12 protein-coding genes are annotated in these 13,847 nt (G+C 69.4%); 6 read left to right on the top strand and 6 right to left on the bottom strand.

What is annotated here, in order from left to right; all coding sequences use genetic code 11:
- Window positions 1-385: 385 nt before the first annotated feature.
- The 6 genes from rsmG to rpmH form a co-directional block, all read right to left on the bottom strand.
- Window positions 386-1,105, bottom strand: a complete 720-nt coding sequence (gene rsmG, locus HCJ93_RS14420; protein WP_167995070.1) for a 16S rRNA (guanine(527)-N(7))-methyltransferase RsmG — start codon at window positions 1,103-1,105, stop codon at window positions 386-388.
- Between the two features lie 122 nt (window positions 1,106-1,227).
- Complete coding sequence (locus tag HCJ93_RS14415; RefSeq protein ID WP_167995069.1) at window positions 1,228-1,740, bottom strand: R3H domain-containing nucleic acid-binding protein; 513 nt, start codon at window positions 1,738-1,740, stop codon at window positions 1,228-1,230.
- A gap of 14 nt (window positions 1,741-1,754) precedes the next feature.
- The gene (gene yidC / locus HCJ93_RS14410; protein WP_167995068.1) at window positions 1,755-3,020 is read right to left on the bottom strand and encodes a membrane protein insertase YidC; all 1,266 of its coding nucleotides are present in this window, start codon (window positions 3,018-3,020) and stop codon (window positions 1,755-1,757) included.
- 3 nt (window positions 3,021-3,023) lie between these two features.
- A complete protein-coding gene (gene yidD, locus HCJ93_RS14405; RefSeq protein ID WP_167995067.1) occupies window positions 3,024-3,398 on the bottom strand; it encodes a membrane protein insertion efficiency factor YidD in 375 nt (124 codons plus the stop codon).
- Entirely contained in the window at window positions 3,395-3,766 is a 372-nt protein-coding gene (rnpA, locus tag HCJ93_RS14400) for a ribonuclease P protein component (protein ID WP_167995066.1), read from the bottom strand. Before rnpA ends, yidD begins: the two co-directional genes overlap by 4 nt.
- A 21-nt stretch (window positions 3,767-3,787) precedes the next feature.
- A complete protein-coding gene (rpmH, locus tag HCJ93_RS14395; RefSeq protein WP_003956500.1) occupies window positions 3,788-3,925 on the bottom strand; it encodes a 50S ribosomal protein L34 in 138 nt (45 codons plus the stop codon).
- A 398-nt stretch (window positions 3,926-4,323) separates the two neighbouring features.
- Here rpmH and dnaA point away from each other — a divergent pair, with 398 nt between their 5' ends.
- From dnaA to gyrB, 6 genes are all read left to right on the top strand, one after another.
- Window positions 4,324-6,300, top strand: a complete 1,977-nt coding sequence (dnaA, locus tag HCJ93_RS14390) for a chromosomal replication initiator protein DnaA (RefSeq protein ID WP_167995065.1) — start codon at window positions 4,324-4,326, stop codon at window positions 6,298-6,300.
- Between the two features lie 1,040 nt (window positions 6,301-7,340).
- Entirely contained in the window at window positions 7,341-8,471 is a 1,131-nt protein-coding gene (gene dnaN, locus HCJ93_RS14385) for a DNA polymerase III subunit beta (RefSeq protein ID WP_167996127.1), read from the top strand.
- 192 nt (window positions 8,472-8,663) lie between these two features.
- Window positions 8,664-9,539 carry a phosphogluconate dehydrogenase (NAD(+)-dependent, decarboxylating) gene (gene gnd / locus HCJ93_RS14380; RefSeq protein WP_167995064.1) on the top strand — a complete coding sequence of 292 codons (876 nt, stop codon included), beginning with the start codon at window positions 8,664-8,666 and terminating at the stop codon, window positions 9,537-9,539.
- An 87-nt stretch (window positions 9,540-9,626) separates the two neighbouring features.
- Complete coding sequence (gene recF / locus HCJ93_RS14375) at window positions 9,627-10,748, top strand: DNA replication/repair protein RecF (protein WP_167995063.1); 1,122 nt, start codon at window positions 9,627-9,629, stop codon at window positions 10,746-10,748.
- The gene (locus tag HCJ93_RS14370; RefSeq protein WP_167995062.1) at window positions 10,745-11,317 is read left to right on the top strand and encodes a DciA family protein; all 573 of its coding nucleotides are present in this window, start codon (window positions 10,745-10,747) and stop codon (window positions 11,315-11,317) included. The genes recF and HCJ93_RS14370 overlap by 4 nt, the downstream gene beginning before the upstream one ends.
- Window positions 11,318-11,753: 436 nt before the next feature.
- Window positions 11,754-13,835 (top strand): DNA topoisomerase (ATP-hydrolyzing) subunit B, encoded by a 2,082-nt coding sequence (gene gyrB, locus HCJ93_RS14365; RefSeq protein WP_167995061.1) that lies wholly within the window; start codon window positions 11,754-11,756, stop codon window positions 13,833-13,835.
- Window positions 13,836-13,847 lie beyond the last annotated feature (12 nt).

The following is a 13,847-nucleotide window of genomic DNA, read 5'->3' as shown; positions in this document are numbered from 1 at the left end:
GGGGCCGCTCGCCGCGGACACCGGGAAAGCATCATCCCGAGACGACTGTGGCGACTGTGACGTCTGGGATGGTTGTGATGGCTGCGCCGAGTGGGAGGACCCCTCCGCGGATGCGGGGGAGACGCCTTCCGCGGCGGGTTTCGATGGTGCTGCGCCGGGAGCAGGCCTCTCTCCGAGTGATCCGAGAGGCTTCCGGTCTCGGGGTTCGGCCGCAGCGCGGCCTCGACTGATGATGCCGTGCAGGAGTGAGCGACGTTTCACGTGAAACACGATGCACAGCAGCCGAGGCTGCTCTGTCGCGACACTCCGGCACGGCCGGCTTTGGCAGCTTGTGTGGAGTACGCCCGCCCTGGCGACGGGCCTGCGTGAAGCAGGCCGTGTCGCGCTACCCGCGGCGCCGGCGCGCCCGGCCCGTGCGAGCGGCCTTGGCCCGCTTCGCCGCGAAGCGCACCCCGCCGGGGCTCTCGCCCACCTCGACCCGCACCACGGTGGACATCGGGTCAACGATCCCCTGCCCCACCTGCACGATCGAGGTCGCCACGGCGCCCAGCTTGCTCAGGGCCGTGGCCGCGTTCTTCAGCTCCTCCTCGGCGGTGTCGCCCTTGAGGGCGAGCATCTCGCCGTAGGGCCGCAACAGGGGGATACCCCAGGTGGCGAGGCGGTCGAGCGGTGCCACGGCGCGGGCGGTCACCACATGGACCGGGGCCATCTTCCCCATGACCTCCTCGGCCCGGCCACGCACCACTGTCACATGGTCCAGGCCCAGCAGCTCCACGACCTCGGTGAGGAAGTTCGTCCGCCGCAGCAGCGGCTCCAGCAGAGTGATCTTGAGGTCGTCCCGGACCAGCGCCAGAGGAATACCCGGCAGGCCGGCTCCCGAGCCGACGTCGCACACGGTCACGCCCTCCGGCACGACCTCCGAGAGCACCGCGCAGTTCAGAAGATGCCGTTCCCACAGGCGCGGCACCTCTCGCGGCCCGATCAGACCGCGCTGCACGCCCGCCTCCGCGAGCAGCTCCGCGTACCGCACCGCGTCCGCGAAACGATCTCCGAAGACCTCGCGTGCCTGCTCCGGCGCGGGGGGAAGCTCCGCTGCCTCCGTCACGGGGGACCGTCCTTCCGCATACGTGCCGGCACGGGCGCCGGCACCAGAACCACAGAACTATCAGGCTGACAAAGTTCGGCCCCGCCTGCGCAACAGACGGGGCCGGTGGAACGTAGTGCCGATCAGGCGGGCAGCACGACGACGAAGCGCTGCGGCTCCTCGCCCTCGGACTCGCTGCGCAGGCCCGCGGCCTTGACCGCGTCGTGGACGACCTTGCGCTCGAAGGGCGTCATCGGCTTGAGCCGCACAGCCTCGCCGCTGCTCTTGGCCTCGGCGGCCGCCTTGGCGCCCAGCTCCGACAGCTCGGCCCGCTTCTTGGCCCGGTACCCGGCGATGTCGAGCATCAGCCGGCTGCGGTCGCCGGTCTCCCGGTGCACGGCCAGGCGCGTGAGCTCCTGGAGTGCTTCCAGCACCTCGCCGTCACGACCGACCAGCTTCTGCAGGTCACGGCTGCCCGTGTCGCTGATGATCGAGACGGAGGCTCGGTCGCCTTCGACGTCCATGTCGATGTCGCCGTCGAGGTCGGCGATGTCGAGCAGACCCTCCAGGTAGTCCGCCGCGATGTCGCCCTCCTGCTCGAGGCGGGTCAGGGTGTCTGCACCCTCGGCAGCGGCGGAGGTGGTGCCTTCCGTCACGGGATGGACTCCTTCTACTTCTTCGACGGGGACTTGGGCCGCTGCGGGCCCTTGCGCTGTCCGGACTGGGCCTTGCTGCGGGTGCCGTTGCCGGGCTTCGGCGGGTTCTTCTTGGTCCCGCTCGCAGCCTTGGCGTCACCCTTGGGCTGACCGGTCTTGGTCAGCGACGTCGGCTCACCGGCCGCCTTCGCGGCCTGGCGCTGTGCCTTGGTCTGCCGCTTGGGCTGCTGGCGCTTGGGGGCGGCGGTGGTGACGGGCGCACCGTCCTCGGCCTGGGCGGCGGCCGTGGCCTCGCTCTTGATCACTGACCCGTCGGCCTGGGCCGCCAGGCCGGCCTTGTTCAGACCGTTGATGAACTTGCGCTCGAACTCGTTGCGGTCCCGGCCCTTGGCGACGATCGCCTTGACGATGGCCCGCTCGCGGCGGCCGCGGGTCCTGCCGTGCTTGGTGACGCTCTTGGAGAGGCGCTCCAGGTAGGCGGCCTGAGCCTTGGAACCCGGGGTCGGGTTGTTGTGGATGATGTACATCTGCTGGCCCATGGTCCACACGTTGGTGGTCAGCCAGTAGACGAGGACACCGACCGGGAAGTTGATGCCGAAGACGGCGAAGATGATGGGGAAGACGTACATCAGCATCTTCTGCTGCTGCATGAACGGCGTCTTCACCGTGGTGTCGACATTCTTCGTCATCAGCTGCCGCTGCGTGTAGAACTGCGACAGCGACATCAGGATGATCATGACAGCGGTCACGACCCGCACGTCGGTCAGCGACGCGTTGAGCTCGGCCAGCTTGGCCGGGCTGTCCATGAACTTCGCGGCCAGCGGGGCGCCGAAGATGTGGGCCTTCTGGGCGCTCTGCAGGAGCGGCCCGTCGATGAAGCCGATCTCCTTGTTCGAGGCGATGCTGTTCAGGACGTGGTACAGGGCGAAGAAGAACGGCGACTGCGCCAGGATGGGAAGGCACGAGGAGAGCGGGTTGGTGCCCGTCTCCTTGTAGAGCTTCATCATCTCTTCGGACTGGCGCTGCCGGTCGTTCTTGTAACGCTCCTGGATCTTCTTCATCTCCGGCTGGAGCGTCTGCATGGCCCGCGTCGCCTTGATCTGCTTCACGAAGAGCGGGATCAGGCAGATACGGATCAAGATCACCAGGGACACGATGGACAGGCCCCAGGCCCAGCCCGTGTCCGGGCCGAAGACGGCGCCGTACACGCTGTGGAACTGGACGATGACCCAGGAGACGGGTGTCGTGATGAAACTGAAGAGGCTGGCAATCGTGTCCACTAATCATGCTCCTTGGGCATGGGACGAGGTCTCTGCGGCCGGGCTCGAAGGACTCGTCGGACTTGCGGGGGCGGTCTGTCCTTCGGTGGCCGGTTCGGCGGCGGAGGGCCCGCCCTTGCGTGCACGCCAGGCGTTACGCAGCATTTCGTGCCACCGCGGACGCTTGCGCGGCGGGACATGGTCCACACCGCCCAGCGACCACGGGTTGCACCGCAGGATGCGCCAGGCCGTGAGTGCTGTGCCCTTGACGGCACCGTGCCGGTCGATGGCCGTGTAGCCGTAGTGGGAGCACGACGGGTAGTACTTGCAGACCGGCCCCAGCAGCGGACTGATCGTCCACTGGTAGAGCTTGATCAGGGCCAGCAGCGGGTACTTCATCTCGTGCCCCCTCCCAGGAGCCGCTGAAGGGCGGCGTCCAGGTCTCGGGCCAGCTGGGCTTGGTCGGCGCCACCCGCTCCGGGCAGCGCGCGTACGACTACCAGGCTACCGGGGGGCAACTGGGCGATCCGGTCCCGCATCAGATGGCGAAGCCTGCGCTTCACCTTGTTGCGGACGACGGCTCCGCCCACGGCCTTGCTCACGACGAAACCCGCACGCACCGGGGGAGCGCTCTCCCCAGGCGCATGCGGGTCCTTGGCACCGCTACGAAGGTGCACGACGAGGTGCTGGCGTCCGGCCCGGCGGCCTCGTCGTACCGCAGTCGCGAAGTCCTCGCGCCGCCTCAGCCGGTTCTCGGAGGGCAGCACGACGTCATGACCTGACCGGTATCAGGCGGACAGACGGGCGCGACCCTTGCTGCGGCGGGACGCGAGAATCGCGCGGCCGGCACGGGTGCGCATCCGCAGCCGGAAGCCGTGGGTCTTGGCGCGGCGACGGTTGTTCGGCTGGAAGGTGCGCTTGCTCACTCGGGGGCTCCAGAAAAGAATCGGTAATTGCGGGGTGCCGCCTTGGCTGTCACCGTGCGCCCACGAGTAGCTCGCGTTACGCCCCAGTGCACCGCTGACCGATCACCGTGGTTCACCCCCGCAGTGGCGGGGACGTGATCTTTGCCCATCGGAGGCAGGCGGCAGCAGCCATCGACAACTCGACCTGGTTACGGTACGCGCGGCTGCGCCATTCGGTCAAACCAGCGCCCGGCGGGAGACACTTGTCCACAGGCTGGGGACAACAACTTGAACCGCACGGGCCGCCCTGACTACCGTGACTGAACTCCCATTCGTTCCCTTGTCACTCGACCATCCCCTTTACATCCCGACCCGTCCCCGAATCACACGTTCGAGGGACCTGTGAGAGAGCGTGCCCTGTGGCTGACGTACCTGCCGATCTTGCCGCAGTGTGGCCACGTGTACTGGAGCAGCTCCTCGGCGAGGGTCGCGGCCAAGGAGTCGAGGCGAAGGACGAGCACTGGATCCGGCGCTGCCAGCCCCTGGCCCTCGTCGCCGACACGGCACTGCTCGCGGTACCGAACGAGTTCGCCAAGAACGTGCTCGAGGGGCGGCTCGCCCCGGTGGTCAGCGAGAGCCTGAGCCGCGAGTGCGGGCGCCCCATCCGGATCGCGATCACCGTCGACGACTCCGCGGGCGAACCCCCGGCACCCCCGGCGCCCCGGCCCCAGCCGCGTTACGAGGAGCCCGAGCTCCCGGCCGCGCGCCCGGAGCAGCAGGACCGTGGCGACCGTCCGGAGCGCGATCAGCGCGATCAGTACGACAGCGGCTACGGCGGCTACGACCCCTACGGCCGCCGCCGTGCCGAGCAGCACCCTTCCGGCGACGACCTGCCCACCGCGCGTCCCGCCTACCCCTCGGAGTACCAGCGCCCGGAGCCCGGCTCCTGGCCGCGGCCGGCCCAGGACGAGTACAGCTGGCAGCAGCAGCGGCTCGGCTTCCCCGACCGCGACCCGTACGCCTCGCCGGGCCAGGAGAGCTACTCCGGCGGACCCTCCTCCCAGGACTACGGGCAGGACTACCGCCCGCAGCCGCCGGAGCGCCCCGGCTACGATCCGCAGCGCTCCGACTACGACGGCACACGGGGTGAGTACGAGCGGGCCGACTACGACCGCGGCGACTACGACCGTGGTGACCGCGGCGACTACGAGCAGCGGGATGCCGCGCGCCGCGAGCTGCCCGAGCCCCCGCCCGGTTCCGGGCACGTCCACCGCGGCGGCCCCGTCGGCCCGAACCTGCCGACCACCGGAGCACCCGGCCCGCTGGCGGCGCAGCCCGCACCCGCGCCCGGTCCCGGTGAGCCCACCGCCCGCCTGAACCCGAAGTACCTCTTCGACACCTTCGTCATCGGCGCGTCCAACCGCTTCGCGCACGCCGCCGCGGTGGCCGTCGCCGAGGCGCCGGCGAAGGCGTACAACCCCCTGTTCATCTACGGGGAGTCGGGGCTCGGCAAGACCCATCTGCTGCACGCGATCGGGCACTACGCGCGCAGCCTCTACCCGGGCACGCGGGTGCGGTACGTCAGCTCGGAGGAGTTCACCAACGAGTTCATCAACTCCATCCGGGACGGCAAGGGCGACAGCTTCCGCAAGCGCTACCGCGAGATGGACATCCTGCTGGTCGACGACATCCAGTTCCTGGCGGACAAGGAGTCGACGCAGGAGGAGTTCTTCCACACCTTCAACACGCTGCACAACGCCAACAAGCAGATCGTGCTCTCCAGCGACCGGCCCCCCAAGCAGCTGGTGACGCTGGAGGACCGGCTGCGGAACCGTTTCGAGTGGGGTCTGATCACCGACGTCCAGCCGCCCGAGCTGGAGACCCGCATCGCGATCCTGCGCAAGAAGGCGGTGCAGGAGCAGCTCAACGCCCCGCCGGAGGTGCTGGAGTTCATCGCCTCCCGCATCTCGCGGAACATCCGGGAGCTGGAGGGCGCGCTGATCCGGGTGACGGCGTTCGCCTCGCTCAACCGGCAGCCGGTGGACCTGGGGCTGACCGAGATCGTCCTGAAGGACCTGATCCCGGGCGGCGACGACGCCACGCCCGAGATCACCTCGACGGCGATCATGAGCGCGACCGCCGACTACTTCGGGCTCACGGTCGAGGACCTGTGCGGCAGCTCGCGCGGCCGCCAGCTGGTCACCGCCCGCCAGATCGCCATGTATCTGTGCCGGGAGCTGACGGATCTGTCGCTGCCGAAGATCGGTGCGCTGTTCGGCGGCCGTGACCACACCACGGTGATGCACGCCGACCGGAAGATCCGCAACCTGATGGCCGAGCGGCGCTCCATCTACAACCAGGTCACCGAGCTCACCAACCGCATCAAGGCCGGCTGACGACGGGCAGGCTGCTGCTGCGGCGCCCACGCCTCGGCTCCCGGCCACGCCCACGGCCTCGGGTCCCGGCGTACGGCCCACGCCCACGCCACGGCCTCGGCTCCCCGTCTCACGCCCACGCCTTGCACGGCCACGAGACACCTCGCGCAGGGCGCTCCCGGGAAAGCTCCGGGGGCGCCCTTTTCTCTTCCCCGAGGCTCGGCTCCTCGTCCCCGAGGCTCCGCGGCGTTCTCCGTGCCCTTCTCCGCCGGTCTCCCGCTGTTCGATTAACGGCCCGGTTACGGCCTCTCTCCACAGATTCGGCGACTTTTTCCCGTCCACATCCTGGGGACCGAGAAGTTGTCCCGATCTTGTCCACAGCAGCCCCGGCCCCGGACCCGTCTGCCCAGATCAGCCGGTTGTGGATCCGTGGACAACGGATCTCCACAGCCTGTGGACGAGGAGTTGATCCACACCCTGTGCACCGAGTTGTCCACGGACAACCCACAGGCTGCGGGCCGTTGTCCCCAGAGTTCACCGGGTTCTCCACATCACTGTCCACTGTTCGGCAACCTGACGCGCCCTCTCACCGTGTCGAGTGAAAGCCGTCACATCAGGCTGCCGAGAGGGGCTGTGGGAAAGGGCGCCGAAACTGGGGACGACTCTGGGGAGAACTCGCCCCTGCCTGTGCACGGACTGTGCAGAACTTTCCGTTCTCCACAGAGGGCCCGAGTTGTCCACGGACCCCGCCCACAGGTCCCGTGGACAAAAACCCGCCGCTGACCTGCGTAAACGAGGTTATCCACGGTATCCACAGGCCCTACTACTACCCCCAACCAGAGAGAGCGGGGAATTCGTTTCGAAGCGGGACCTGTGCACAACTCGCTCTCTCGGCCCCGACCGTCCCTCGTCACGACTTGACCCCGAGGGGCACCTACTGTCAGTGCGGTGCGTCAGACTGGTCCCCGGTGTCCTTCCCCACCCCGGGGCTCACGACACCGAGTCAGACGACGAAGCCGAAGCAGGGCGACAAGCGCCGGCAACAGCAGGAGGCGGCAACAGTGAAGATCCGGGTGGAACGCGACGTACTCGCGGAGGCAGTGGCCTGGGCGGCGCGCAGCCTTCCGGCCCGTCCGCCGGCGCCTGTCCTCGCCGGCCTCCTGCTGAAGGCGGAGGACGGCCAGCTGAGCCTGTCCAGCTTCGACTACGAGGTCTCCGCGCGGGTGTCCGTCGAGGCCGAGGTCGAGGAGGAGGGCACGGTCCTGGTCTCCGGCCGCCTGCTCGCCGACATCTCGCGCGCCCTCCCCAACCGCCCGGTGGAGATTTCCACAGACGGTGTACGGGCGACGGTGGTCTGCGGCTCCTCCCGGTTCACCCTCCACACGCTGCCTGTGGAGGAGTACCCGGCCCTGCCGCAGATGCCGAACGCGACGGGCACGGTCCCCGGCGAGGTCTTCGCCTCCGCGGTCCAGCAGGTCGCCATCGCCGCCGGCCGGGACGACACGCTTCCGGTGCTCACGGGTGTGCGCATCGAGATCGAGGGCGACACGGTGACGCTGGCGTCCACCGACCGCTACCGCTTCGCGGTCCGCGAGTTCCTGTGGAAGCCGGAGAACCCGGACGCCTCCGCGGTCGCCCTGGTGCCCGCCAAGACGCTGCTCGACACCGCCAAGTCGCTGACCAGCGGTGACCAGGTCACCCTGGCGCTGTCCGGCTCGGGCGCGGGCGAGGGCCTGATCGGTTTCGAGGGCGCCGGCCGCCGCACCACCACGCGGCTGCTCGAGGGCGACCTGCCCAAGTACCGCACGCTCTTCCCGACGGAGTTCAACAGCGTCGCCGTGATCGAGACCGCCCCCTTCGTGGAGGCCGTCAAGCGCGTGTCGCTGGTCGCCGAGCGCAACACCCCGGTGCGGCTGAGCTTCGAGCAGGGTGTGCTCATCCTGGAGGCCGGCTCCAGCGACGACGCACAGGCTGTGGAAAGGGTCGACGCCCAGCTGGAGGGCGACGACATCTCGATCGCCTTCAACCCGACGTTCCTGCTGGACGGCCTGAGCGCCATCGACGCGCCGGTGGCCCAGCTGTCGTTCACCACGTCGACCAAGCCGGCGCTGCTCAGCGGCCGCCCGGCGGTGGACGCGGAGGCCGACGAGGCCTACAAGTACCTGATCATGCCGGTGCGCCTGAGCGGCTGAGACCCGTCCCCGGTCGCGGACGGCGTCCGGCTGTCCACAGATGTGGAGAGAAACCGCAGGTGAGGGCGTGTGCGGATGAGCGCCTATGCCCACAGATGTGCGTGAGCGTCCGGGTTTAGGCTCGGGGCGGTACGTCAGTGCCGCGGCACACCCGTGCCGTCACGTCACGTCGCAACCTAAGGAACTCATCTGATGGAGCTCGGTCTCGTCGGCCTCGGCAAGATGGGCGGCAACATGCGGGAGCGGATCCGCCGCGCCGGCCACACCGTCTACGGATACGACCGCAACCCGGAACTCGCCGATGTCCACAGCCTCGAGGAGCTTGTGGGCAAGCTCGCCGCCCCGCGAGTGGTGTGGGTGATGGTCCCGGCCGGCGAGCCCACCCAGTCGACCATCGACCGGCTGGGCGAGCTGCTGGAGCCCGGCGACGTCGTGGTGGACGGCGGCAACTCCCGCTGGACGGACGACGAGAGGCACGCCGAGGAGCTGGCCGCCAAGGGCATAGGTTTCGTCGACTGCGGTGTCTCCGGCGGCGTCTGGGGCCTGGAGAACGGCTACGCGCTGATGTACGGCGGCGACAAGGAGAACGTCGCCAAGGTGCAGCCGGTCTTCGACGCGCTCAAGCCGGAGGGCGACTTCGGCTCGGTGCACGCGGGCAAGGTCGGCGCCGGCCACTTCGCGAAGATGGTCCACAACGGCATCGAGTACGCGATGATGCAGGCCTACGCCGAGGGCTGGGAGCTGCTGGAGAGTGTGGACTCCGTGACGGACGTCCGGGAGGTCTTCCGCTCCTGGCAGGAGGGCACGGTCATCCGCTCCTGGCTGCTCGACCTCGCGGTGAAGGCGCTGGACGAGGACGAGCACCTGGACGGGCTCCGGGGTTATGCACAGGACTCCGGTGAGGGACGCTGGACCGTGGAGGCCGCGATCGACAACGCGGTCCCGCTGCCGGCGATCACCGCCTCGCTGTTCGCGCGGTTCGCCTCGCGTCAGGAGGACTCGCCCCAGATGAAGATGATCGCGGCGCTGCGCAACCAGTTCGGCGGCCACGCGGTCGAGAAGAAGTAGCAACACGGCAGGCAGGAAGCGGTCCGTCACCGCCGAGGTGACGGAGCACACAACCGCCCAGAGATACCGGGAGGCCGGCGAACGACCATGCACGTCACGCATCTGTCGCTGGCCGACTTCCGCTCCTATCCCCGGGTCGAGGTCCCGCTCGACCCGGGGGTGACGGCGTTCGTCGGCCCGAACGGGCAGGGCAAGACGAACCTGGTCGAGGCGGTCGGCTATCTCGCCACCCTCGGCAGCCACCGGGTCTCCTCCGACGCCCCCCTGGTGCGGATGGGCGCCGACCGCGCGATCATCCGGGCCCAGGTGCGCCAGGGCGAACGGCAGCAGCTGGTGGAGCTGGAGCTGAACCCGGGCCGGGCCAACCGCGCCCGCATCAACCGGTCCGCGCAGGTCAGGCCGCGGGACGTGCTCGGCATCGTGCGCACCGTGCTGTTCGCGCCGGAGGACCTCGCCCTGGTGAAGGGGGATCCCGGCGAGCGGCGCCGGTTCCTGGACGAGCTGATCACCGCTCGCTCCCCGCGCATGGCCGGGGTGCGCTCCGACTACGACCGGGTGCTCAAGCAGCGCAACACCCTGCTGAAGTCGGCCGCGCTGGCCCGCCGGCACGGCGGCCGGACCATGGACCTGTCCACCCTCGACGTCTGGGACCAGCACCTCGCCCGGGCCGGCGCCGAGCTGCTCGCCCAGCGCCTGGATTTGATCGCCGCGGTGCAGCCGCTGACCGACAAGGCGTACGAGCAGCTGGCGCCCGGCGGCGGACCGGTGGCGCTCGAGTACAAGGCGTCCGCACCCGGCGAGGCGCACACCCGCGAGGACCTCTTCGAACAGCTGCTGGCCGCGCTCGCCGAGTCCCGCAAGCAGGAGATCGAGCGGGGCGTCACGCTGGTCGGCCCGCACCGCGACGACCTGCTGCTCAAGCTGGGCCAGATGCCCGCCAAGGGCTACGCCTCCCACGGCGAGTCCTGGTCCTACGCCCTGGCGCTGCGCCTGGCCTCCTACGACCTGCTGCGCGCCGAGGGCAACGAGCCGGTGCTGGTGCTCGACGACGTCTTCGCCGAGCTGGACACCCGCCGCCGTGAGCGCCTGGCCGAGCTGGTGGCGCCCGGTGAGCAGGTCCTGGTGACCGCGGCCGTCGACGACGACGTCCCCCATGTGCTGTCCGGGGCGCGCTTCGCCGTGGCCGAGGGGACGGTGGAGCGCGTATGACCGGGCCCGAGACGCCCCGGAGCGGCACGGACCGCCCGGACGGCACGAAGAAACCCGGCAGCACACCCGAGCCCTCCGGTGTCGATCTGGCGCGGGTGGCGCTGCGCGCGGCCAGGGAGGCGGCGCGCGCCCGGGGCGAGGCGGCGCAGCAGAAGCAGCAGGCGCGCCGCGGCGGCGGCCTGCGCTCCGGCGCGCGCACCGACCGGCGCGACCCGATGGCGCTGGGCCCGGCGATCAACCGGCTGATCGCGGAGCGCGGCTGGGAGGCCCCGGCCGCGGTGGGCGGAGTGATGGGCCGCTGGCCAGAGATCGTCGGCGAGGACGTGGCCAAGCACTGCGAGCCCGAGCGGTACGACGAGGACGAGCGAGTGCTGTTCGTCCGGTGCGACTCCACGGCCTGGGCGACCAATCTCCGGCTGCTCGCCCCCACCCTGGTCGCCCGGCTCAACGAGGACCTGGGCCACGGCACGGTCCGCCTGATCAGGGTCAACGGCCCCAGCGCCCCCACCCGCCGCTACGGCCCCCTCCGCGCCCCGGGCAGCACCGGCCCCGGCGACACCTACGGCTAGAGATCCCGGACCACGGCACCTGGGCGCTCGCCCGGGTGTGCGCATACCGTCAGTAACGTCGGCAGAACTGCGAAGACGCGTTCTGCGGACCCCCTTTCGACCCGTTTCGGAACCACTCGTTCCGGGCCTTGGCGTCCACTTCGCGCACCCCGGCGGTGAGCCGTCGCGGAAGGTTGACGGGCGGAAGCGCTGAGTGCCCTTGTGAGCCCCTCGGAGCCCCCATCCGCATATCGGGAGTCGGCCGAGGGCGGTTCAGGGCGGCATATGAGGGCTCAGGGACCCGCAAAGCCCCATCGATGTCGGCGCTACCGGTAGACTGGAAGACGATCCCGCCCCAAACGTGGGGACCGTCCGGGAGAAGCTGAGCAACGCTGATCAAGGCTTACCAACGCAACATGCCGCAGCCGCTCACGGCGACCGCCGACGAGCCCGGCTCGTGCTGTGCCAGAAAGGGCGCTTCGTGGCCGATTCCGGCAACCCCAACGAGAACATCCCGTCCACCGAGGCCCCGGCCGGAGTCGCCGAGGGCTCAGACGCCGTGTCGTACGACGCCAGTGCCATCACCGTCCTCGAGGGTCTGGACGCGGTCCGCAAGCGACCCGGCATGTACATCGGCTCGACCGGTGAGCGTGGCCTGCACCACCTCGTGTACGAGGTGGTCGACAACTCCGTCGACGAGGCGCTGGCCGGGCACGCGGACACCATCGATGTGACGATCCTCGCCGACGGCGGTGTACGCGTCGTCGACAACGGCCGCGGCATCCCGGTGGGCATCGTGCCCTCCGAGGGCAAGCCGGCCGTCGAGGTCGTGCTGACCGTGCTGCACGCGGGCGGCAAGTTCGGCGGCGGTGGCTACGCGGTCTCCGGTGGTCTGCACGGCGTCGGCGTCTCCGTCGTCAACGCCCTCTCCAGCCGGGTGTCCGTCGAGGTCAAGACCGACGGGTACCGCTGGACGCAGGACTACAAGATGGGCGTGCCCACCGCTCCGCTCCAGCAGCACGAGCCGACGGACGAGACCGGCACCTCCGTCACCTTCTGGGCCGACCCGGACATCTTCGAGACCACCGACTACTCCTTCGAGACGCTCTCGCGGCGTTTCCAGGAGATGGCGTTCCTCAACAAGGGCCTGACCATCCGGCTCACCGACGAGCGGGAGTCGGCCAAGGCCACCGCCGGCGCGGACGAGGCCGGCGCGGACGAGCTGGCCGAGGAGCAGAAGGCCAAGACCGTCACGTACCACTACGAGGGCGGCATCGTCGACTTCGTGAAGTACCTCAACTCCCGCAAGGGAGACGTGGTGCACCCCAGCGTGATCTCCCTCGAGGCGGAGGACAAGGACAAGAGCCTGTCCCTCGAGGTGGCCATGCAGTGGAACAGCGGCTACAGCGAGGGCGTCTACTCGTTCGCCAACATCATCCACACCCACGAGGGCGGCACCCACGAGGAGGGCTTCCGCGCGGCGCTCACCTCGCTGATCAACAAGTACGCGCGCGACCGCAAGCTGCTGCGCGAGAAGGACGACAACCTCACCGGCGACGACATCCGCGAGGGCCTGACCGCGATCATCTCGGTCAAGCTCAGCGAGCCGCAGTTCGAGGGTCAGACCAAGACCAAGCTGGGCAACACCGAGGCCAAGACCTTCGTCCAGAAGGCGGTCTACGAGCACCTCGCCGACTGGCTGGACCGCAACCCGAACGAGGCGGCCGACATCGTCCGCAAGGGCATCGCCGCGGCCACCGCGCGCGTGGCGGCCCGCAAGGCGCGCGACCTGACCCGCCGCAAGGGCCTGCTGGAGACCGCCTCCCTGCCGGGCAAGCTCTCCGACTGCCAGTCGAACGACCCCACCAAGTGCGAGATCTTCATCGTGGAGGGCGACTCCGCCGGCGGCTCGGCCAAGTCCGGCCGGAACCCGGAGTACCAGGCGATCCTCCCGATCCGCGGCAAGATCCTCAACGTCGAGAAGGCGCGCATCGACCGCATCCTGCAGAACCAGGAGATCCAGGCGATGATCTCCGCGTTCGGCACCGGCGTGCACGAGGACTTCGACATCAGCAAGCTCCGCTATCACAAGATCATCCTGATGGCGGACGCCGACGTCGACGGCCAGCACATCAACACCCTGCTGCTGACCTTCCTGTTCCGCTTCATGCGCCCGCTGGTCGAGGCCGGGCACGTGTACCTCTCCCGTCCGCCGCTCTACAAGATCAAGTGGGGCAAGGACGACTTCGAGTACGCGTACTCCGACCGCGAGCGGGACGCGCTGATCGAGATGGGCCGCCAGGCCGGCAAGCGCATCCGTGAGGACTCGGTGCAGCGCTTCAAGGGTCTCGGCGAGATGAACGCCGAGGAGCTGCGCATCACCACGATGGACCAGGAGCACCGCGTCCTCGGCCAGGTCACGCTCGACGACGCCGCCCAGGCCGACGACCTGTTCTCGGTGCTGATGGGCGAGGACGTCGAGGCCCGCCGCGCGTTCATCCAGCGCAACGCCAAGGACGTCCGTTTCCTCGACATCTGAGTCGGTCTCAGC

The organism is Streptomyces composti (genome assembly GCF_012034205.1).
GTDB classification, from domain to species: Bacteria; Actinomycetota; Actinomycetes; order Streptomycetales; family Streptomycetaceae; genus Streptomyces; species Streptomyces composti.
Note: the sequence above shows the minus strand (reverse complement) of the source record. Positions and strands in the feature narration are given on the sequence as shown.